22 protein-coding genes are annotated in these 21,114 nt (G+C 58.7%); 12 read left to right on the top strand and 10 right to left on the bottom strand.

Annotated elements, in window-relative coordinates; all coding sequences use genetic code 11:
- The 4 genes from ACFE0K_RS08335 to ACFE0K_RS08320 all read right to left on the bottom strand — a co-directional run.
- Positions 1 to 256: hypothetical protein (locus ACFE0K_RS08335; protein ID WP_434535627.1), on the bottom strand; the 256-nt coding region annotated here is incomplete at its 3' end.
- 166 nt (positions 257 to 422) lie between these two features.
- Positions 423 to 806 carry a nuclear transport factor 2 family protein gene (locus ACFE0K_RS08330; protein WP_434535626.1) on the bottom strand — a complete coding sequence of 128 codons (384 nt, stop codon included), beginning with the start codon at positions 804 to 806 and terminating at the stop codon, positions 423 to 425.
- 12 nt (positions 807 to 818) lie between these two features.
- Positions 819 to 1,784 carry an NAD(P)H-dependent flavin oxidoreductase gene (locus tag ACFE0K_RS08325; protein WP_434535625.1) on the bottom strand — a complete coding sequence of 322 codons (966 nt, stop codon included), beginning with the start codon at positions 1,782 to 1,784 and terminating at the stop codon, positions 819 to 821.
- A gap of 93 nt (positions 1,785 to 1,877) precedes the next feature.
- Positions 1,878 to 2,495 (bottom strand): TetR/AcrR family transcriptional regulator, encoded by a 618-nt coding sequence (locus tag ACFE0K_RS08320; RefSeq protein ID WP_035250594.1) that lies wholly within the window; start codon positions 2,493 to 2,495, stop codon positions 1,878 to 1,880.
- Positions 2,496 to 2,614: 119 nt separating this feature from the next.
- On the opposite strand from ACFE0K_RS08320, the gene ACFE0K_RS08315 reads away from it, so the two are divergent.
- Positions 2,615 to 3,058: a GAF domain-containing protein gene (locus ACFE0K_RS08315; protein WP_434535624.1), complete on the top strand. Its 444-nt coding sequence runs from the start codon at positions 2,615 to 2,617 to the stop codon at positions 3,056 to 3,058.
- Here the strand turns inward: ACFE0K_RS08315 and ACFE0K_RS08310 are convergent.
- Positions 3,055 to 3,723 (bottom strand): PadR family transcriptional regulator, encoded by a 669-nt coding sequence (locus ACFE0K_RS08310; RefSeq protein WP_434535623.1) that lies wholly within the window; start codon positions 3,721 to 3,723, stop codon positions 3,055 to 3,057. The two genes, ACFE0K_RS08315 and ACFE0K_RS08310, sit on opposite strands and share 4 nt — an antisense overlap.
- A gap of 114 nt (positions 3,724 to 3,837) precedes the next feature.
- Between ACFE0K_RS08310 and ACFE0K_RS08305 the strand changes: the two genes are divergently transcribed.
- The 8 genes from ACFE0K_RS08305 (at position 3,838) to ACFE0K_RS08270 (ending at position 11,354) form a co-directional block, all read left to right on the top strand.
- Positions 3,838 to 5,004 (top strand): oxygenase MpaB family protein, encoded by a 1,167-nt coding sequence (locus ACFE0K_RS08305; protein WP_434535622.1) that lies wholly within the window; start codon positions 3,838 to 3,840, stop codon positions 5,002 to 5,004.
- 11 nt (positions 5,005 to 5,015) lie between these two features.
- Positions 5,016 to 6,017: a putative solute-binding protein gene (locus ACFE0K_RS08300; RefSeq protein ID WP_434535621.1), complete on the top strand. Its 1,002-nt coding sequence runs from the start codon at positions 5,016 to 5,018 to the stop codon at positions 6,015 to 6,017.
- Positions 6,017 to 6,466, top strand: coding sequence for a hypothetical protein (locus ACFE0K_RS08295; protein WP_434535620.1), 450 nt, complete (start codon positions 6,017 to 6,019; stop codon positions 6,464 to 6,466). The genes ACFE0K_RS08300 and ACFE0K_RS08295 overlap by 1 nt, the downstream gene beginning before the upstream one ends.
- A 70-nt stretch (positions 6,467 to 6,536) precedes the next feature.
- Positions 6,537 to 7,199: a two-component system response regulator CreB gene (creB, locus tag ACFE0K_RS08290; RefSeq protein WP_434535619.1), complete on the top strand. Its 663-nt coding sequence runs from the start codon at positions 6,537 to 6,539 to the stop codon at positions 7,197 to 7,199.
- A gap of 6 nt (positions 7,200 to 7,205) precedes the next feature.
- The gene (creC, locus tag ACFE0K_RS08285; RefSeq protein ID WP_434535618.1) at positions 7,206 to 8,615 is read left to right on the top strand and encodes a two-component system sensor histidine kinase CreC; all 1,410 of its coding nucleotides are present in this window, start codon (positions 7,206 to 7,208) and stop codon (positions 8,613 to 8,615) included.
- 250 nt (positions 8,616 to 8,865) lie between these two features.
- Complete coding sequence (gene creD, locus ACFE0K_RS08280) at positions 8,866 to 10,233, top strand: cell envelope integrity protein CreD (RefSeq protein ID WP_434535617.1); 1,368 nt, start codon at positions 8,866 to 8,868, stop codon at positions 10,231 to 10,233.
- Positions 10,223 to 10,438 (top strand): hypothetical protein, encoded by a 216-nt coding sequence (locus ACFE0K_RS08275; protein WP_434535616.1) that lies wholly within the window; start codon positions 10,223 to 10,225, stop codon positions 10,436 to 10,438. Before creD ends, ACFE0K_RS08275 begins: the two co-directional genes overlap by 11 nt.
- Before the next feature lie 238 nt (positions 10,439 to 10,676).
- On the top strand, positions 10,677 to 11,354 hold the full coding sequence (locus tag ACFE0K_RS08270) for a hypothetical protein (RefSeq protein WP_434535615.1): 678 nt from the start codon (positions 10,677 to 10,679) through the stop codon (positions 11,352 to 11,354).
- 278 nt (positions 11,355 to 11,632) lie between these two features.
- On the opposite strand, the gene ACFE0K_RS08265 is transcribed toward ACFE0K_RS08270, so the two are convergent.
- Positions 11,633 to 12,283: a TetR/AcrR family transcriptional regulator gene (locus ACFE0K_RS08265; protein ID WP_434535614.1), complete on the bottom strand. Its 651-nt coding sequence runs from the start codon at positions 12,281 to 12,283 to the stop codon at positions 11,633 to 11,635.
- A 123-nt stretch (positions 12,284 to 12,406) separates the two neighbouring features.
- Between ACFE0K_RS08265 and ACFE0K_RS08260 the strand changes: the two genes are divergently transcribed.
- Both ACFE0K_RS08260 and ACFE0K_RS08255 read left to right on the top strand, forming a co-directional pair.
- Entirely contained in the window at positions 12,407 to 13,567 is a 1,161-nt protein-coding gene (locus ACFE0K_RS08260; RefSeq protein ID WP_434535613.1) for an efflux RND transporter periplasmic adaptor subunit, read from the top strand.
- Between the two features lie 12 nt (positions 13,568 to 13,579).
- Positions 13,580 to 16,651 (top strand): efflux RND transporter permease subunit, encoded by a 3,072-nt coding sequence (locus ACFE0K_RS08255; RefSeq protein WP_434535612.1) that lies wholly within the window; start codon positions 13,580 to 13,582, stop codon positions 16,649 to 16,651.
- Between the two features lie 341 nt (positions 16,652 to 16,992).
- On the opposite strand, the gene ACFE0K_RS08250 is transcribed toward ACFE0K_RS08255, so the two are convergent.
- Positions 16,993 to 17,466, bottom strand: coding sequence for a hypothetical protein (locus ACFE0K_RS08250; RefSeq protein ID WP_434535611.1), 474 nt, complete (start codon positions 17,464 to 17,466; stop codon positions 16,993 to 16,995).
- Between the two features lie 56 nt (positions 17,467 to 17,522).
- On the opposite strand from ACFE0K_RS08250, the gene ACFE0K_RS08245 reads away from it, so the two are divergent.
- Positions 17,523 to 18,557 (top strand): transporter substrate-binding domain-containing protein, encoded by a 1,035-nt coding sequence (locus ACFE0K_RS08245; RefSeq protein ID WP_434535610.1) that lies wholly within the window; start codon positions 17,523 to 17,525, stop codon positions 18,555 to 18,557.
- Between the two features lie 27 nt (positions 18,558 to 18,584).
- Here the strand turns inward: ACFE0K_RS08245 and ACFE0K_RS08240 are convergent, their stop codons facing one another.
- The 3 genes from ACFE0K_RS08240 to ACFE0K_RS08230 all read right to left on the bottom strand — a co-directional run.
- A complete protein-coding gene (locus tag ACFE0K_RS08240) occupies positions 18,585 to 19,268 on the bottom strand; it encodes a DUF6901 family protein (RefSeq protein ID WP_434535609.1) in 684 nt (227 codons plus the stop codon).
- Positions 19,258 to 20,703, bottom strand: a complete 1,446-nt coding sequence (locus ACFE0K_RS08235) for a PAS domain-containing sensor histidine kinase (RefSeq protein WP_434535608.1) — start codon at positions 20,701 to 20,703, stop codon at positions 19,258 to 19,260. The genes ACFE0K_RS08240 and ACFE0K_RS08235 overlap by 11 nt, the downstream gene beginning before the upstream one ends.
- 45 nt (positions 20,704 to 20,748) lie before the next feature.
- On the bottom strand, positions 20,749 to 21,114 hold a 366-nt coding region (locus tag ACFE0K_RS08230), incomplete at its 5' end, for a response regulator (RefSeq protein ID WP_434535607.1).

Genomic DNA, 21,114 nt, shown 5'->3' with positions numbered 1-21,114 from the left:
GCATGGTGAGGATATCGGTGTGGGCATAATCCAGTGCCGGGGAAAAGGCTTTTTTCAACCCCAGCCATATCAGTTGCAGATGTGTGTTGAACAGCCAGGGTGTGGGGAAGAACCGTTGTGACAGCTGCGGCAGTCGAGCCAGCATTTCCCGGTTAAAGCCGGTATCGCGGTAGACCAGCTGCGGCTTGCGCGCGGCGGTTTTCAGGTAGTACGCCACGGCAAGGATGGCTAACAGAAAGACGATGAAGAGAGTCACTGGTACGGCGCTCCTTGCGGTAGGAATTGAACGTGCCGGGTTTCCGGTGAACCGTCAATGGGCGGCCCGGCCACTGCGAAGCCGGATAATCGCGGCCGAATGGCCGCTCCCACGGTGATTCGATTGGGCGTTTGTGGGAGTGGCTGTTCTGCCGCGAAAGAGGCCGTTATTTCAGTTTTTCCAGCATGGCTGTCATGCGGGTTCGTACCACTTCAATGGCCTTGTAGGGGCGGGTCATCACTTTGAAGTCGATGATCTTTCCGTCCTTATCCCACTGGATCATGTCCACGCCGTTGACGGCGATGCCGTCCAGTTCCAGGGAGAATTCCAGCACGGAATGCTCGCCGTCATGCACTTCACGGACATAACGGAAACTGTCGTTCAGCAATACATGCAGCGCCGCGGTCAGGTAGGCGGTGGTCAGCACCTTGCCAGCTTGTGGGGTATGCACCAACGGAGAGTGGAACACGGCTTCGTCGGCAATCAGATGACTGAGTAATTGCGGATCGCGGGTTTTCACCACTGCGTGCCAGGCATCAATATTCGCCATGGGTTATCTCCTTCAGGCTGCATTCAGTGCGCGGCGGGCCTGCTCGTATTCGTCCGCCAGCCGGGCGATGGCGTCGCCGGCACCCTGGATGGCGTCCACTGCACCGATGCCCTGGCCGCAGCCCCAGATATCCTTCCAGGCTTTCTTGTCGGAATCGCCGCCGGAGCCGAAGTCCATGGCTGAGGGGTCGCTTTCCGGCAGGTCGTTCGGGTCCATGCCCGCGTTGATGATGGAGGGTGCCAGGTAGTTGCCATGCACCCCGGTGAACAGGTTGCTATAGACGATATCGTCCGCGCGGCTGTCCACGATCATCTGCTTGTAGCCCTGGGCCGCATTGGCTTCTTCGGTGGCAATGAACATGGAACCGATATAGGCCAGATCGGCGCCCATGGCCTGGGCGGCCAGCACGCTGCGGCCATTGGCGATGGAGCCGGACAGGGCCAGAGGGCCATCAAACCAGGTGCGCAGTTCCTGAATCAGGGCAAAGGGGGACTGGGTGCCGGCATGGCCACCGGCGCCAGCGGCCACGGCGATGAGGCCGTCGGCGCCTTTTTCGACGGCCTTGCGACCGAAGCGGTCATTGATCACATCGTGCATCACCAGGCCACCCCAGCCGTGCACTGCCTGATTCACTTCCACGCGGGCGCCCAGTGAGGTGATTACCATCGGCACCTTGTACTTCTCACACAGCTCCAGATCTTTCTCCAGGCGGTCGTTGGAGCGGTGCACGATCTGGTTCACGGCAAAGGGGGCGGCGGGCTGGTCCGGGTGATCCCGGTCCCAGGCGGCAAGTTCTTCGGTAATCCGATGCAGCCACTCGTCCAGTTGCGACAAGGGGCGGGCATTCAGGGAAGGAAAAGAGCCGATGATGCCGGCCTTGCACTGGGCCAGCACCAGATCCGGGTTGGAAATGATGAACAGGGGTGAGCCCATCACGGGCAGGCGCAGGCGGTCAGCAATGGAAGCGGGCAGGGACATGATGGGGTCTCCAGTAATTAATTTACCCTGTAAAATTTACACCGTATAAATTAAAGGTCAAGTCTTGCCGGCCCATGCTGCTGGGCGAATCGGTTAGTGTTCCAGGGTGGGGGGATTAACGCGCATACCCGCATACAGGGTACGCATGATCTTCTCGCGCAGGGTGTCGCCATCCATGCCGCGCAGGCCGCTGGCCAGTTCCAGCACTACGATGCCGTGCAGGGTGGCCCAGAACATATAGCCGATCAGCTGGGCGTCCCCTTCCAGCAGGCCGGCGTCAATCATTTCGCGCACGTAGGCCACCATGGTTTCCTGGGCGCGGAGATTGGCCTGACGCAGTTCCGGGTAACGCTCTTCGTCGGGTTGGGTGAACGAGAAAATCAGCTGATAGGCTGCCGGGTAGGTCTTGGCAAAGGCTACATAGGCATCGCCCACCGCCCGGGCCTTGGCGCGGGCATCCGGGGCTTGTTGCACCGCCTGTTCCAGGTTGGCGGAAAAGCGATGGAAGGCTTCTGCGCGCACGGTGGCAAGGATCTCGTCCTTGTCCTGGAAATAGCGGTAGGGGGTCATCGGGCTGACCCCGAGGGTGCTGGCGATCTGACGCATGGTCACATTCTGCGGCCCCCGCTCGATAAACAGCCGGGTGGCCACATCACAGACCTTGTCGCGGAAAGCGGCAATTTCTTCGTCGGTTTTGGGCTTCTTCGCCAAGCTGGAGCTCCGGGGCGGGGGTTGGGGCTTACAGTGTAAACGAAGTCAGCCTTGCAGCCGAAACCGGCACATAAATTGAATGTATCGATAGAACGTCAAATGCCGAGAAAGGTGGCCTTGTGTCCTTCCCTCCCGATTTTATGCAGGCCCGTGTGGATGCGGTAAAGAACCGTCTGGATGTGCAGGTGTGCAGCCTTTATCAAGCTGATGCAATCCGGGAAACCCTGGTGATCGTGGCCACCAGTGGCCTCAATCGGAACGCGCTGGGCGCCACGCTGTCGTTCCGGCAGGGGCTCACTGGCAAGGTGGCCCGCAGCCGAGGGCCGGTGGTGGCCCGTGACATCAAGGCCCACGATGAATATCACTATGTCCCCGGCTCCGATGAGGAGCGTTTTCAGAGCTATCTGGGTATTCCCCTGGAGCAGGCAGGGCGCCTCTACGGGGTGCTGGTGGTGCAGACCGAAGCGAAGAAAACCTTCTTTTTGAAGGATATCCGTGAGCTGCACAGTGCCGGCAAGGATCTGCTCGATGCACTGAAGCTGGCCTCCCGTCTGGCCGGTTAGTCCGTTGTTTTTTTCCGGGTTGTAGCTTTCTTGCGGGCAGGTTTGTTGTCGCTGTGTGGTTGCGGCAGCCCATCACCCTGCAGGGTGTCCAGAAACAGGTGCACGTCGTCCAGGGTAACGTGCTGCCACTTGCGTTCGGCCAGTACCTGGGCCACCTCGTCGGCCCATTCCAGCCAGGTTTCCGTCAGCCGGATGCCGCGTTTCAGGGTGAGAAACACGCCCATGAATTTTTCCAGCACGGTATCCGGCAGGGATTCGAAAACCGCCCGTTTTTGCTGCAGGTATTCCAGCGTTTGCCGGTAATGCTCGCGTAGCTGGTTCAGTTCGGCGGCGAGTACGTCCGGGTCCTGCAGGTGCATGGAGGCGACCTTCACCATAAAGCCGTCATTGAGTCGCGGCACCGGCAGGGGCTTGGCCAGCCAGGCCTGCATGGCCTGCCAGCCAGCCTGATTCAGTCGGTACACCTTGCGGGGCGGGCGCGGCGCATTGTCTACCGTTTCGCAATCCAGCAGCCCCTCCTCGTGCAGCTTGCCAAGATCCCGATAGATCTGCTGAAAGCTGGCATTCCACAGGTAGCCATAGGTGTGCTGAAAGCCTTTGACGATGTCATAGCCGGCGGCGCCGCCGCTACCCAGATAAACCAGTAACACGTGACGTAGGGACATGGGTTTCCTCCTGTGCGAATGGTACGTGCAAGTAAACTTGATTAATACTCAACATGTTGAGTAATTTGAAAGGCCGGCGTATGCTGATCAAACGTTACGCAAAGGAGCGTTGTCATGGATGGGACATCGGAAGCGGCCAGCGTCACCCCGGAGCACTATCGCAGGCTCACCAACGTCATGCCGGTGGGGCGTGGCAAGCAGAGCGAGCCGGAAGAGGGCGCTGCCTGGGTGGAGGCCATGCTGCCCTGGCATTACCGGGGCGATCCGTTGGCGGAAGCGGTAGCCGCCCGGTTGCGGGGTCGGCCTGGGGGTATGGCCAGGCCGGCGGAGCAGGTTCGGCAACTGGCGGAGCAAGGCGATGTGCCCTGTCAGCAGTTGCTGGCAGACATGGAAGCGGTGCCGGCCTGGGTGGATTTCGCTCTGATGCGACGTGGCGGCGCCATGGCGCAACGGCATTTCCCGCAACTGATCCTGGGTTTGACCTACGGCTGCCTGCCGCTGACCTTCGCGCACCCGGATGCGGCGGCGATTTTTGTCGGCACCGGGCGCATGGAAGCCAATATCACCCGTCGTCTGAATGAATCGGCGGCGCTGTTTTTCGGGGTCTGTGACAGTGATGCGCTGGCGCCGGGCAAGGCCATGTGGGACGCCTGTCTGCATGTCCGGCTGATTCACGCGCTGGTCAGAATGAAGTGTCTGCAGGACGGTTGGGACCAGGAAAGTCATGGCATGCCGGTAAGCCAGCTGGCCACCGCCGCCGGCCCTGCGTTCTTTGGCACACATCTGCTGGATGGCATGCGTCGACTTGGTGCGCGGGTCAGCGATGAAGAGGCGGCCGGTCACTGCATGATCTGGCGCTATACCACCCGGTTGCTGGGAGTGCCGCTGGAACTGTTGGGTAGTACCCAGCAGGAGCAGGACCGTTTTGATGCCTTGATCATGAGCCAGTTCTTTGCCCCGGACGACACCGCAAAAACCATCATGGCGTCACTGCTGGACGGCCTGTGCACCTTACCGCCCACATCACGGCTGCCCCGTCCTGTGCAGATCGCGCTGTTCCGGCGGATGCTGGGTAATGAGATGGCGGACGCCTTTGCGGTGCCGGTGAGTCGCAGTGGAGAAAGGGCCCTGTCAGTAATGGTGCCGATGTTTTCCGGTTACTCGCGGCTTCAACGGGTGCCGGGGGCGTCTGCAGGGCTCCGGCATGTGGGCCAGCGGATTCTCGACCGGCTCGGGAGCGAAGGATTGGTCAGCACGGCTGCTGCTGGCACCGCCAACTGATCGGAGAAGAAATGAAAACAATAAAATCGAAACGAATACAAAGCCTGTTGGTAATGCTGCTTTGTATGTTGGCGCCAGCACTATCAGCCAGAACGCTCTGCGTCTTCAGCCTGATCGGAGCCCAGGGAGACCTGTGGGAACAGATGGAAGACTATCGTATTGCAGCGGCAGGCTGGGGCGAGCCGCTGACGCTGCGGGTGTTCACCGATGAACGCGTGGCGGCGGAAGATTTCAAGGCCGGCTTTTGCGACGGCTTAATGATGACCGGCATCCGCGCCCGCCAGTTTGTGCCCTTTACCGGTAGTATTGATGCCATCGGCGGCCTGCATAATTACGACAGCCTGCAGGTGCTGATCGAATTACTGGCAAATCCCAAACTGGCGACTTCCATGCGCCATGGTGCCTACGAAACCGCCGGCATTCTGCCACTGGGGGCCGCCTATCTGCATATCAATGACCGGGCCATCAACAGCGTGGAAAAAATGGCGGGGCATACCATGGCGGTGTTCGATAACGACCGGGCCCAGATTTTGATGGCAAAACATATCGGTGTGCGTCCGGAGTTGTCCGATATCAGTAATTTCTCCTCCAAATTCAATAACGGTGTGGTCGATGTGATTGCCGCGCCGGCGGTGGCCTATATGCCGTTGGAGTTATACCGGGGTGTCGGCGTGCAGGGCATTGTGGTGAAGCTGTCCACCGCACAACTGACACTACAACTGGTGCTGCGACAAGACAGGTTTTCTCCGGAATTCATGGCGCAATCCCGTCGCTATTTTGCCGGTCAGTTTGAGCGGGCCATGAAAGTGATAAGAAATGCGGAAGACGACATTCTGTTTTTCTATCCGCCGCCGGACAAGGATCGTCAGCGTTACGCACAGATGATGGATGAATCCCGCCTGTTTCTGATTGAGTCCGGGGTGTACGACAAGGGGATGATGGCCTGGATGAAAAAAGTGCGCTGCAAGATTACCCCGTCACGGGCCGAGTGTGGCAACGGGAGGGAGTGGTAATGCGTGCAATAACGATGTTGATCAGCCTGCTGCTGGTATTTGCCGCGCCGGCTCAGGCAGATGGGCCGCACCGCCTTATGGAACAATTTCGCCAGGCATTTCAGCAGCGCAACAGCACGGCCGTTGCCGCGCTGTTTGCCCCCGATGCCAGCGTTAAAGTCACCCTGTTAATGGAGCAGGAAGCGCCCATGGTGGTGTCTTTGAGCCGTGCGGAATACCTGCAACAGCAGCGGGCCTTATGGAATTTTGCCAGCGATTACAGCTTTACGGTGGGGGATCTGGAAACGCAGCAAGTGACGCAAGGTTGGCAACTGACGTTTAATCAGAAAGAGCGCTATCGCCTGTTCCAGGGCACACTGAACCGGGACAACCGGATTACGTTGCAGACGGAAATCCGCGACGGCAAAAGCGTGATCACGGCAATTCATACCCGTACCCGGCAGTGGTAACGGCTACCGGTATGGGAACTCAGTGACTGTATGGTTATCATGCCGGTGTTACCGGTCAGGATAATTGCCAGTGCCCAGCGTATTGATTGTTGATGATGAGCCCCGTATTGCTGAGCCGCTGATGTTTGCGTTGGAGCGCGACCATTTTTCCGTGACCCACGTTGAGCTGGGTCAGCAGGCGCTGGCGCATCTTGCCCGTCAGGCGGTGGATCTGGTGGTGCTGGATGTGGGTCTGCCAGACCTGAACGGCTTCGAGGTGCTCAAGCAGTTGCGCCAGGCTAGTCAGGTGCCGGTGCTGTTTCTTACCGCCCGGCAAGACGAAGTGGATCGCATCCTCGGCCTGGAACTGGGCGGCGACGATTACGTCACCAAGCCCTTCAGCCCCCGCGAAGTGGTGGCACGTATCCGTGCCATCCTGAAACGGCTTTCCCCCCGCGCCGATGGCAGTGCCAGCACTCTGTGGCAACTGGACGAGGCCGCCGCGCGGATCCTGTTCCGGGGTACTGCGCTGACCCTGACCCGTTCCGAATTTCGTATTCTTTCCGCCCTGCTGAAACACCCCGGTCAAGTCTTCACCCGGGCGCAGTTGCTGGATATCTGCGACAGCGATGAAGACAGCTTCGAGCGCAGTGTGGATACCCATATCAAGACCCTGCGCGCGAAATTGCGGCCGCTGGACGGCGAGAATCTTATCGCCACCCGCCGTGGTATCGGCTACTACCTTGAGAGTTAAACGCAGATGAAACTCGGGCAGCGCTTACTGGTGTTCTACTTCCTGATTCTCGGGTTGGTGGGCTGGTTCGTGCTGGATCTGGTGTTCGGCCAGGCTAAGCCGCTGGTGCGCCAGTCCGCCGAAGAAACCCTGGTGGACGCGGCCAACCTGCTGGCGGAAATCGTCGCCGAAGATGCGGATAATGGCGAAATCGTGATTACCCCGTCACTGCGCCAGGCGCTCAATCGTTATGCCGGGCGTACCCCGGATGCGGATATCTGGGGTCTGAAAAAAGATCGCATTCATACCCATATCTATATCACCGGCCCCACCGGTGTGGTGCTGTTCGATTCCAGGGGAAAAGATGAAGGCGAGGACTTTTCCCGCTGGAATGATGTACACCTGACCCTGCAGGGGCGCTATGGGGCGCGCACCACCCGCAGCGACCCGGATGATCCGTCCACCTCGGTAATGTATGTGGCCGCGCCGATCCGTGATAGCGGAAGCCTGGTCGGCGTGATCAGCCTGGGCAAACCGGGCCGGGCCATCGAGCCCTTTGTGCAACGGGCGGAACGTCATCTGATGCTGTATGGCGGCCTGGCCCTGTTTGGTTGCCTGGTGCTGGGGGTGTTGCTGGCCTGGTGGCTCAGTCGCCGGGTCAATCGCTTGCGCCGCTATGCGGAGGCGGTGGCCAACCACGAACGCCCGGCGCCGCCAGTGTTTCGCGGTAACGACGAAATCCGCGATCTGGCCGATGCGGTTACCGCCATGCGCCGTCGCCTGGAAGAGCGGGCGCGGCTGGAAGATAACGTGAGCCTGCTGACCCATGAAATGAAAAGCCCGCTGGCGGCCATTCGTGGCGCCGGGGAAATTCTCCACGATGAAATCAGCGACCCGTCACTGAGTCGTTTCACCGACAACGTGATCCACGAAAGCCAGCGACTCAGCGATTTGCTGGATCGGCTGCTGGCCATGGCCAAACTGGAAAAGCTGGAAAGCCTGCCCGCCCGCAAGAGTCGCGTCACTATTTCCGCGCTGGTGGAAGATTGGCAGCGCAGCCGTTATTCGCTGGTGGCGGATAAACATCTGGAGGTCAGCGTGATTGACGGTGTACTCCAGGCAGAAGCAGAAACCCTCAAGCTGGCCCTGTTCAATCTGCTGGATAACGCCCTGCGGTTTGCCAACGCGGAGACCCGCCTCACAGTGCAAGTGGATGGAAGCTACCTGACCGTGGAAAACATCGGCCCGCTGATTCCCGACTATGCGCTGGACCGCGTCACCGAACGCTTCTATTCCCTGCCCGCCCCGGGCCACGACAAGAGCTCCGGCCTCGGTCTGACCATGGTGAATGAAATCGCCAGCCTGCACGGCGGCAGCCTGACACTGGCCAACACCGACAACGGTGTCCGCGCCACCCTGACAATTCCCCAGCACTAAAAACGCTTTCCGTAGGAGCGTCGCTGGCGGCGCGATCACGACAGATCTTTCCAGAATAGACTGGCACCTGCTTGGCCCTTAAATGGCATTCTGTTTCGCCCCTCAAGAGGGGCTCCTACGGTCAGGTCTGGGGTTTGATTTTCCTTGTAGCTCGTAGCTTGAAGCTTGTAGCTATCTTCCCCCACACAATCCCCACAAAACCCCCAACCTGACTTTGCACACTGGCCTCTCCATATGAGGGAGAGGAACCATGCGACCCAATCTGTTACTGAAGATGCTCACCATTGCCGGCCTGCTCATGGTGCTGGTGATCCCCCTGTTGATGATCCAGGACAAGGTCCGTGACCGTAGTAATGAAGCCTGGCAGGTAAAACAACAGATTGCCCGCCAGGTCAGTGGCGAGCAGCAGATCAGTGGCCCGGTGATTGTCACCCAGCGAGTCCGTAAACAGTTGGTAGAAAGAACGGACTGCCGCCGCGGTGACAGCTGTACCGTGGTGGAAAAACGCACCGTGCTGGAAAGCCAGATTCCTGATGCTCTGAATGTGGATGGCCAGCTACAGACGCAGATGCGTTACCGGGGTATCTACGGTACGCCGGTCTATCGCAGCCTGCTGCACCTGGAGGCGGTTTTTCCGGCCAACTGGCAACAGGTCAAACAGCCGGAGCAGGTGGTGATCTCACAGCCATCGTTGCTGGTAATGCAGATCAGTGACCTGCGTGGTCTGGTGGAGCGCCCGCAGATTCTGGTTAACGATGTCCCCCTGTCGTTGGTGGAAACGGAGCAGCTGCCGTCCGGTCTCGGCGCCAACGCGGTGGCAGTGGAATTACCCGCTGACCTGGCCGGTGCCTTTACCGTCAAGGTGCGGCTGAACCTGAACGGCACCGAATCCCTGGCTGCCCTGCCACTGGCAAAGGAAACCCGCATCGGCCTGCGCGCCGACTGGCCGCACCCCAGCTTCGAAGGGCTGGTATTGCCTGTGGAAAGGGAGATCAGTGCCGACGGCTTCACCAGCCAGTGGCGCACCAACAGCCTGGCGGCAGCCAGTGCCATTCTCTGTGCGCAAGGCGACGGTGCCTGTGGTGATAGCAACCAGGCGCTTCGAGTACGGCTGGTGCAGCCGGTCACCGGGCTGCTGTCCAGTGAGCGGGCGCTGAAATACAGCTATCTGATTGTCGGCCTGACCTTTGCGGCCTTCTTCCTGTTCGAGATATTGCGCCGCCACCCGTTGCACGCCATGCAGTACCTGTTGGTGGGGCTGGCGCTGGCGATGTTCTATCTGTTGCTGGTGGCGCTCAGCGAGCATATTGATTTTGCCCTGGCCTATCTGGTGGCAGCGCTATCCTGCTGTGCCCTGATCGGCGTCTACCTGATGGCCGTATTGCGATCACCCAAAGCGGGCTGGGTCTTTGCCGTCAGTTTGCTGCTGGTACAGGGCCTGATCTACGGCATCCTGATGGCCGAAGACTATGCCCTGCTACTCGGCGCCCTGTTGTTGTTTGCTGCCCTTGCCCTGGTCATGGTCGTTACCCGCAATCTGGACTGGTATGCCTTTGCCGTACCCGGCAAGGCCATGGCGAAAGCGCAAAGCGACCAGGGTGGCTCGCATGGCCAGTAGCCGTATTGCTCGCTTGCTGCGCGCCAGTCGACGCTTCCCAGCCCAACGCCGCGGGTTGCTGGAACGGGCTCTGCGCCTGACCCAGCAGGCCCTGGCCGGAAACGCTAACGATGGTGACGCTCTTTTATGGCTGGGTGTTATCTGGTGGCAGCTGGGGGCAAGGCGTCGAGGCCGGGACATTTTGAGATCAGTGAATCGTGAGTGATGAGTGGTCAATAACGCAGGATTCAGGATTCTCTTACCGTATACATAGTCACGCCAAAACCCGGTTGTGGCATTAACGAAAAAACGCCGGCGGATAATTCGCTGGTTGATAACGCGACCAAGGCAAACTTGTGAATATTGCGGTTTTTTTACATTTAGGTTAATACTTGCTGGAAGTCGAGGGGCGCTTCAGGGGCTCAGGAAGTCTTGGCTTACTTTATTATTACAGGGAGAAAACCATGAATAAGAAAGTAACAGCATTGACTTTTGCGGCCATGGTGGCAGTTGTCGGGCAACCGGCTCTGGCGGATGCGCCTTCTTTTAACTACGTACAGTTTGACTATATCGTTTCCGGTGACACGGAAATTGATACCGGTCCAGCCTCGGAATCCCTCGATCTTCAGCAAGGTTACGGTCTTCAAGGGGCCTTTGAAATCGGAGACTACGTCTTTGTGATGGGGCGCCACATGTCCCTGGATTATGAGGACGAGATCGGTTTCATTATCGGTGATACTGTGGACAATTCAGCCGTCAACGACATGACATTCATCGGCGTAGGCGCCCATTATCTGCTTGCAGAGATGGTGGACCTCTATGGCGCTGTGGGCTTCAGTCGGCCTACTTTCTTCAGCATTGCTGGCGAAGGCTATGGGCTGGAAGTGGGCGCCCGCGCCAATTTTGAAATGGTGACAGCGTCCCTCTGGTATCACATGGCAAAAGCCGACACTGATGTGGGCACGGAAACCATTGATATCGATCCGGAAATGCTGGGTCTGGATGTGGCCATTGAGTTTGCTCCGGATGCACCGCAACTGGTTCTCGGTTATGTGGATGCAACCAATGAACTGGAAACCGGTGGTTTAGAAGCCGACATTGATTACGATCACTTCTCAATTGGTGTAAGAAAAACGTTCTGATAGCGTCGATTCAGGGTCCGCTTGCGGGCCCTGTCTCCCCTCCCGATGCAAAGAAGTCAACGCCCGCATGGGCGTAATCGTCACTCTCACTTTCCGAATTTTTCCCCTGATCGAAAAAAGAGAGTGTCACCGCCTGAGTACAGGCCATATTGAACACAATGACTTTCCAGATTCGCACGGAAATAATCTGATCGCGTTAAAAGCCAAGAGGCCGCGTCCCGGGGTGGGCGCGGCCTCTTGCATGTCAGTCTGACCGGCGCTATTTCGCGAACTATTAACTATTCACTGCCTTTCCCATACGCCCGCAAAAACAGCGCCACCACCTGTTCCGCATGGGGCTGTGCTTCGCTGGCAGTCATCGGCTGCTGATAGCCGATCATGACGCGCATGTGCTGGCAGCCCTGCAACAAGGCAAAGAAGTTTTCCGATGCCTGCTTGGGATCACTGACATCAAGCTGACCGGAGGCGTTGGCGCTGCGGATCAGATTTTCCATGGCGGTGAGGGTCCGTTGCGGGCCAGCCTCGAAAAACAGCCGAGACATTTCCGGATCCTGGGTGGCCTGACTGTTCATCAGCCGTTGCAGCTCCACGGCATCCGGGCTGTGGATCAGCTCGAGAAAAGCCAGGCCGATCTTGGTGAGGGTGGTGCGCAGGGGTTGTTTCTCATCCAGTTCAAAGATTGGCACCGGCAGCATATTGTGGCATTTCGCCTCGATGGCCGCGGAAAATAATGTTTCCTTGTCGCTGAAATGGCTATAAACCGTCAGTTTGGAGACCCGCGCCTCTCTGGCCACCGCATCCATGCTGGTGCCCGCAAATCCCTGGGAAACAAAGAGTTTCTTGGCAGAATTCAGAATGGCAGCGCGCTTGGCTGGATCCTTGGGGCGGCCACGGGCGGCAGGGGCTGAGGTGTCTGTCATCTCGGTCATATTTCAATACTGGACGGTTTAGTTTAATAAAATTACTATACTGGAGAGTATAGCATACTGGGAAGGCCGCCGTCGGAGGCTTTCGAGGTAAACACGGGTTAGCAAGGCTAGAGGGTAGCTGCCATGTTTCGTTCACTGTTGATACCAGGTCTGATTGTCGGAGCCGTGGGGGCTCTCGGCCTTCAGGGCTGCTCCGATGCGGAATCCGGGAAAACCGAGGCGCCGCGTCCGGCGCTGGTGGTCCAGCCGCTGACCGCCGGTGCCAGCCAGGATGTCTTCCCTGGCGAAGTCCGTGCCCGCTACGAGCCGGAACTGGGTTTCCGTATCGCCGGCAAGATCAGCCAGCGCAAGGTAGATGTGGGCGACCGCGTCAGCAAGGGCGATGTGCTGGCCACCCTGGATACCGACGACGTGGACCTGCAACTGGATGCGGCCCGTGCCCGCTTTGCCTCCGCACAAGCTGACCACAAGCTGGCCCGTAGCGAGTTGGACCGTCACCAGGCTCTGCTCGAACGCCAGGTAATCAGCCGCTCCCAGTACGACGCGGTAGAAAGTCGTTTCGATGCGGCCCAGGCTCAGTTGCGCCAGGCCCGCGCCAACCTGAATGTGGCCCGTAACCAGACCGACTACGCCACCCTGCAAGCGCCTCAGGATGGGGTGATTGCCCAGCGTCGGGCGGAAGCCGGCCAGGTGGTAGCCGCCGGGCAGCCGGTGTTTGTGCTGGCGGTGGATGGTGACCGGGAAGTGCGTATCGATCTGCCAGAACAGGACGTGAACCGTTTTGTGATCGGCATGCCGGTGGCCATCGAACTGTGGTCGCGCAAGGGCAAGGTGTTCCCCGGCACCCTGCGTGAGCTGTCCCCGTCGGCGGACCCGCGCTCGCGCACCTTTGAAGCCCGGGTGGCCTTCGACAACGATGATGTGGGCGCAGACCTGGGGCAGTCGGCACGGGTGGTTGCCAGTGGTGTCGCCGGTAATGGTGTGCTGACTCTCCCTCTGCCGGCCGTCACGACCGAAGGGGAGCAGCGTTATGTGTGGGTGGTGAACCCCGAAGACACCTCGCTGGTGAAAACCCCGGTGGAAACCGGCCCTTATAGCGCGGAAACCGTACCGGTACTGTCCGGCCTGCCGGCGGATGCCTGGGTGGTGGCCGCAGGCACCCATCTGTTGCGTGAAGGGCAAACGGTGATCCCAGTAGATCGCCAGAATCGACAGATCGAGCTGGCGAGTGCCGACGCGGCTGACCCGGAAACGGATGTCGACGCCGAGACCGAGAGCGAATAAGGGAGCGCCACCATGTCATTTAATCTCTCGGAATGGGCGCTGAGGAATCGCGCTCTGGTGCTCTACGCCATGATCCTGCTCGGTGCCATGGGGGCCATTTCCTATGCCAACCTGGGGCAGAGCGAAGACCCGCCGTTCACCTTCAAGCTGATGACCATCAATACCCAGTGGCCGGGCGCCAGCGCCGAGGAAGTCTCCCGGCAGATCACTGAGCGCATCGAAAAGAAGTTGATGGAAACCGGTGACTTCGAGCGCATCACCTCCTATTCCCGCCCCGGTGAATCCCTGGTCATGTTCATGGCCAGGGACGAAATGCGCTCCAAGGAGATCAAGGATCTCTGGTACCAGGTGCGCAAGAAGGTGGGGGATATTCGCCATACCCTGCCTCAGGATGCGCGCGGCCCGTTCTTTAACGACGAATTCGGCACCACCTTCGGCAATATTTACGCCCTCACCGGGCCGGGCTTCGACTACGCCATCATGAAAGACTACGCCGACCGCCTGCAGCTTGCCCTGCAACGGGTGGACGACGTGGGCAAGGTGGAGCTGGTCGGTCTGCAGGACGAAAAGATCTGGGTGGAAATTTCCAACACCAAGCTGGCGTCCCTGGGCATTCCCCTGGTTACTGTGCAACAGGCGCTGCAGTCACAGAATGCGGTGGCCGACGCGGGCTTTTTTGAAACCCCCAGCAGCCGCGTCCGCCTGCGAGTGTCCGGGGAATTCACCAGTGTGGAAGATATTCGCCATTTCCCCATCCAGGTAGACAACCGCACCATCAAGTTGGGCGACATTGCCACTGTGTATCGTGGCTTCAGCGATCCGCCTCAGCCACGCATGCGATTCATGGGCGAGAATGCCATTGGTATTGCTGTGTCGATGAAAGACGGCGGCGACATTCTTGCTCTTGGTGAGAATCTGGATCAGGCCTTTCGGGAGCTGCAGTTGTCGTTGCCGCTGGGTATGGAGCTGCGCAAGGTTTCCGACCAGCCGGCGGCAGTAGAGGCCGGCGTGGGTGAATTTGTCCAGGTGCTGATGGAAGCGCTGGTGATCGTGCTGCTGGTGAGTTTCTTCTCGCTGGGCTGGCGTACCGGCATGGTGGTCGCTCTTTCCATTCCGCTGGTGTTGGCCATGACGTTTGTGTCCATGAAGTATTTCGACATCGGCCTGCACAAGATTTCTCTCGGCGCGTTGGTACTGGCACTGGGCCTGATGGTGGATGACGCCATCATCGCCGTGGAAATGATGGCGATAAAAATGGAGCAGGGCTTCAGCCGTATCAAGGCCGCTGGTTTTGCCTGGAAAAGCACCGCCTTTCCCATGCTCACCGGGACCTTGATTACTGCTGCCGGCTTTCTGCCGATTGCCACGGCACAATCCAGCACCGGGGAATACACCCGCTCGATTTTCCAGGTGGTGACCATTGCGCTGCTGGCCTCCTGGATTACTGCCGTGGTGTTTGTGCCCTATCTGGGTGAAAAGTTGCTGCCGAACCTGGCCGAACGGGATGCCAGTGGTGACGTGCACGACCCTTATCAGAAACCCTTCTACAATCGCTTTCGCAAGGTGGTGGAATGGTGTGTGCGCTACCGCAAAACCGTCATCGGTCTGACCGTGGGCATCTTCGTATTTTCCCTGCTGCTGTTCAGTCTGGTGCCCCAGCAATTCTTCCCGTCGTCCAACCGACTGGAGCTGATGGTAGACATGAAGCTGGAGGAGGGTGCCTCGCTCACCGCCACCCAGGAGCAGGCCCTGCGTCTGGAAGCCATGCTTGGCGAGAACCAGCTGATCGAAAACTACGTGGGCTACATGGGCAGTGGTTCTCCCCGGTATTACCTGTCCCTGGATCAGAAGCTGCCGGCAGCATCAGTGGCCCAGTTCGTTATTCTCACGCGCAATATCGAGGAACGGGAACAGGTGATGGATTGGCTGGAAGAGGTCCTTAACCGGGATTTCCCCACGGTCCGTACCCGTGTATCGCGGCTGGAAAACGGTCCGCCGGTGGGCTATCCCTTGCAGTTCCGGGTCTCCGGAGAGCACATTCCCCAGGTCCGTGAGCTGGCCCGGCGAGTGGCGGAACATGTCCGCGAGAATCCCCACACCCAGAACGTGCATCTGGACTGGGAAGAGCCCAGCAAGGTGGTGCGCCTGAACGTGGACCAGAACCGTGCACGAACCCTGGGCATCACCACGGCGGAGCTGTCCACTGCCCTGCAGGCTTCCTTGTCGGGTGTGGCAGTGAGTCAGTACCGGGAAGACAATGAGCTGATCAATGTGGAAGTGCGCGGCGACAGCCACGAACGCCACGCCCTGGGACTGCTCGGCAACCTGGCGGTACAGACCGACAGTGGCCGTAGCGTGCCGCTGAACCAGATTGCCACCCTGGAGTATGGTTTCGAGGAAGGCATCATCTGGCATCGCGATCGCCTGCCCACGGTAACCATTCTCGCCGACGTGAAGGACGATGCCCTGCCGGCCACCCTGGTCAGCCAGATCATGCCGCAGCTGGAAGGGGTGCGCGCCGATCTGCCACCGGGATACCTGCTGGAAGTGGGCGGCACCGTGGAAGAATCCGCCCGTGGGCAGAAATCCGTCAACGCCGGCATGCCGCTGTTTATTCTGGTGGTGATTACTCTGCTGATGCTGCAGCTGCGCAGCATGCCGCTGTCGCTGATGGTGTTCATCACCGCACCGCTGGGATTGATCGGGGTGACCTTCTTCCTGCTGATTTTCCAGAAGCCGTTCGGTTTCGTGGCCATGCTCGGCACCATTGCGCTGGCTGGCATGATCATGCGTAACGCGGTGATTCTGGTCGACCAGATTGGCCAGGACATGGACCAGGGGCTCAGTACCTGGGATGCCATCATCGAATCCACCGTGCGCCGCTTCCGCCCCATCGTGCTCACCGCGCTGACCGCTGTGCTGGCCATGATCCCGCTGTCACGCAGCGTCTTCTTCGGCCCCATGGCGGTGGCCATCATGGGTGGGTTGATCGTGGCAACGGCACTGACCCTGCTGTTCCTGCCGGCGCTCTATGCCGCCTGGTTCCGGGTCAAGGAAGAGCACGCGCCCGCCAATCACAACTAACGCTGATGAAACGCCGGTCATCACCGGCTTCCCCTTGCCCCGGTACTGCCGGGGCTTTTTTTTTATGACGCAAATACCCACGGTTTTTCAAAAGGTAGGGTGCACTGAGCCTAAGGCGAACTGCACCATCAAATGCCCGAACGGTGCAGTTCGCCTTAGGCTCAGTGCACCCTACGCAATCAGTCAGTGTTCAAATTCATGAGAAAGATCCCCTGTAGGAGCGTCGCTCGCGGCGCGATCACCCAACGGTGGCGAGTCGCGAGAAGCGAGTTTCGAAAGTCAAAATCTGCAAGTTGCGAAGTCAGGTTTTCGCTCCTCGCTCCTCGTCTCTCGCAACTGGGCTATCGCGGTGCCACCTCGATAGTCAGCGCTTCGCTCCGCCCCTGATGCTCCGCCCTTACACAGCGCAGGCTGAATCTTCCTTCCTGATCAAACCGCCACGGCAAAGTCACCGTGCTGCCCGGTTCGCTCAGGCGGGTGTTGGGGTAATCCTTGCGCAGATCCGGCATCAGAGTGTGGATCAGATCCTGGTCGCGCAGGGCAGCGTCATCTCCCAGAGCAAACAGGTGCCAATCATCACTGAGGTTTGTCAGGCTTAACCGCACGCTGTGTTGATGGGTGATATCCAGGCGGGCTGGCGTCCAGGAATTGTAAAAACTCACCGCCAGGGTGGGTAAATCCACCGGGTTTCGCAGTGCTGTGCCCGCTGCCATGGGGATCTCGTCTGGCAGAAAGCCATGGGCCCCGCTACCCTGCGGTAAAGACAGCGTGCCGGCCAGCAGCATAACAACAGGGTATTTCAGTCGGTCAGGCATGGCATCGTGTATGCAATGGAGGGATCTCTGTGAGAACAAGAATACGTGTTTTGCTGATGGCGTGCTTGTGCGTCTGGATGGCCTCGGCCAGTGCCGCACCACTCACCGTAGCGGTAAAGGCCTCGCCGCCGTTCAGCTTTCAGAATGGTGATCGCTGGGATGGTGTCAGCGTAGAGTTATGGGAACAGATTGCCGAGCAGAGCGGCTATGAATATCGCTTTCGTCCCTACAAGACCGTAGCCGACATGATCGAAGCGGTGGAGCTGGGTCAGGTGGATGTGGCCATCGGTGCCATCAGTGTCACCGGCGACCGTGAGCGGCGGCTGGATTTCACCCAACCCATGTACCGGGGCGGGCTTGGTATTGCTACCCGCACGGAAGCCAGTGGCTGGATGACCACCCTGCGCGGGCTGTTTTCCTGGAAGTTCTTCTCTGCTGTGCTGGCACTGGGGCTGGTGTTGTTGCTGGTAGGGCTGCTGGTGTGGCTGTTTGAGCGCAAGAAAAACCCGGAACAGTTTGGCGGTTCCGTGGGCCAGGGTATCGGCAGCGGCTTCTGGTGGTCGGCAGTGACCATGACCACCGTGGGTTATGGCGACAAGGCACCGGTGAGCACCGCCGGGCGCTTTGTCGGGCTGGTGTGGATGTTCGTCAGCATCATCACCATTTCCGGTTTCACCGCCGCCATCGCCTCCAGCGTTACCGTCAATCAGTTGCAGACGCGGGTGGCGGGGGCCGGCGATCTGCCCAGGGTGGAAACTGCCGTGGTGGAAGCGACTAGCGGTGAGCAGTGGCTGGTGGGCGAAGGGCTCAACTACCGCAGCTACCCGAATCTGGAAAAGGCCATGCGTGCGGTGGTGCTTGGTGAAGTGGATGCACTGGTGGCTGACGCTCCGGTAATGCGCTACATGCTGCGCGAGCGTGACACCTCCCAGGTGCTGGTGCTACCAAAACTGGTGCGCGAGGAAAGCTATGCCTTTGCGGTGGCCAATGGCAGCAAACTGCGCGAACCCATTGACCGGGCCATGCTTGATATCCTGCCTTCCCAGGAATGGCGGCTGGTGTTGAACCGCTATCTCGGTGTAGATCAGTAGTCCCTGGCGTCCCGTCAATAATAGGCCTCAGGCGTCGTTGTTATCACGAAACAGCGGCGCCAGGCTTGCCAATTCTTCTTCCAGATTCCAGTGCATTTCCCGCGCGGTCACGTTCAGCAGTACCAGCGCATTGACCGGTGCATCGGACTGACGGTTGCCGCGCAAACGCCGGGTAAAGCAGCGGTTCAACTCATTGAGCGCTGCATAGCGGGCATTGAGATCGGCCAGTGCCTCCTCGCTATCCTGGCGTTGGTTCATATGCTGTTGCAGCAGGTGCAGGCTGGCTGTACGTACCAGGGTTTCGGTGGCGCTGCTGAGAGGAAGATGGAACCTGGCCATCGGTCGGAGGAAGCGTGTGTGCGGGCAGTCGCTGAGACCGCAGATCAAACCGAACAGAGAACTTAACGCCCGTTGCAGCGTGCTTGTCTGGTGGTACTGGCGCTGCGGGGTATCCACCTGCACGGTAATCGGCTGAAACGAGTCGCCCAACGCAGAATCCGGCAGCAGAAATGCCAGGTTGAGTGCGATGGGGCAGTAGCGGTGCGTCTCTTTATCAAGGGGGCAGTGGCTGCACTGGTGGTAAGTCAGCTCCGTCCAGGCGGGTGGCTCGAAACTGGCCGGAATGGCAATAGTGTCATCCACCAACTCGATGGCGATGCGTTGCTGCGCGCCTTCCGGTGTGGCGAGGGTGTACACATAGTCAGGCTGCATGGACGTTTTTAGACTGTTTCAGCGGCAGCTTGATGACGAAGGTGGTGCCGGCGTCGGGTTGGCTTTCCACGGTCATGACACCGCCATGATGGCGAATAATGTCATGACAAATCGACAGGCCCAATCCGGTCCCCTTGCCGATGGGCTTGGTGGTGTAGAAGGGCTCGAAGATCTGCTCCAGATCCGCGCTTGCAATGCCCGGGCCGTCATCGGCCACTTTCAGTGTGCACCACTGATCATCACAGTCAGCGTTAATGGTGATGGTGCCTTTGCCTTCTATGGCTTGGGCCGCGTTGACGAACAGGTTCATGAACACCTGGGAAAGCTGGCTTTCCGAGCCGGGGATCAGCGGCAGGGATTCCAGATTGGTGTGGCTGACGTTGATGCGGTTCTTCAACTCATGCTTGGCCAGGTTAAGTGATGTGGCGATGCAGGCAGCAATATTGGTGGGGGAGAAAGATTCCGGCTGATTGTGAGAGAAGTTTTTCAGGTCGCGGATGATCTGCTTGATGCGCTCAATACCTTCGCCGGTTTCATCAATCAACGCCGGGTGGTCCTCCAGCATGAAGCTGAGTTTTCGATGATCAATCTTCAGGTCGGCCTCTGCCTCAAGAAATTGCTGGAACTTCTGTTCGTTGATTCTTTTTTGCAGGCCTCGTATCACCGCCGACATGGTGTCCATATATTCGCGGGAACGATTCAGGTTGGAAGACAGCATGGCAATCGGGTTGTTGATCTCATGGGCAATGCCTGCCGAGATGGTGCCCAGTGAGGCCATTTTTTCAGAATGCAGCAACATGGTTTCCACATGGCTCAGCTTCTGGTCTTTCTCTTTTACCTCCTGAATGAGCTGATTGTTCTCCGTCTTTATATCGGTAATGTCTGTGCCGAAATAAATAAAGCCGTCATCCTCATCAGAGATATAGGAAAGCGGAAACAGGAACATGTTCATCCAGTAAAGGCTGCCATCCGCCCGCTGGTTGCAGACTTCGCCATTCCAGACCCCGGACGCAGCATGCTTGCATTGCATGATGGGCAGGTCGCTGCCATGACCATCCGGATGGTTGATGCTCTCGTTTTTGCCGATCAAATGGGAAAAGGCGTGACCGCTGAGCGACAGGAACTTGCCGTTGGCAAAGGTAATGGTGCCCTGGTTGTCCGTGGTCAGCACACAGTACTCATCAATGATGCGAGCCAGAGGGCCGAGCAAGGTCTTGTTGAGTTTGTATTCGTCCGCATTGACCTCAATCAGATGCATCTTCCGCCCGAACCGGTTATCCGTCAGGGAGGCAAACTCAGCCAGCTTCGCTTCCACATTAATGGAGGTGCGATAGGTCTTGTAGAGAAAGAAGATGATGATCAGAAGAATGACGGTGGAAGACACCAGGAACAGCCCCTGCGCTTCCATGCCGAAACCGATATCGGTCTTGTTCATTATGCTTTCCATGGAAAAAGTCTTCCCGTGTTTGGCTAGCCGTGATCAGCTTTCATAGCCAAGACTGCGCAGGGTCTTGCGTTGCTCGCGAACCGTTTCCGCCAGAATGCGGTTTTCCAGCAGGATGTCGCGAAACTTGAGTCCTTCCCGGATATTGTCGAGCAGTTGTTCGTCATCCCAGGGTTTGGGAATGAAACGGAAGGCGCCGGCCTTGTTGATGGCAGACATGACGGTTTCGATATCGATCACGCCGGTAAGAAGGATGCGAATGGTATCCGGTTGAAGATCGCGCAGCTCCTGCAACAGCTCCAGGCCATTGAGCTCCGGCATCATGTAATCGGTAATCACCGCATCGAAAACGGTAGTGCGTGCCCGGCGCAGGGCTTCCCGCGGGTCCTGGTAGGTTTCCAC

Source organism: Alcanivorax sp., assembly GCF_051117345.1.
In the GTDB taxonomy this organism is placed as follows: Bacteria; Pseudomonadota; Gammaproteobacteria; order Pseudomonadales; family Alcanivoracaceae; genus Alcanivorax.
The sequence above is the reverse complement of the archived record's forward strand: the minus strand, read 5'-3'. Positions and strand labels throughout refer to the sequence as shown.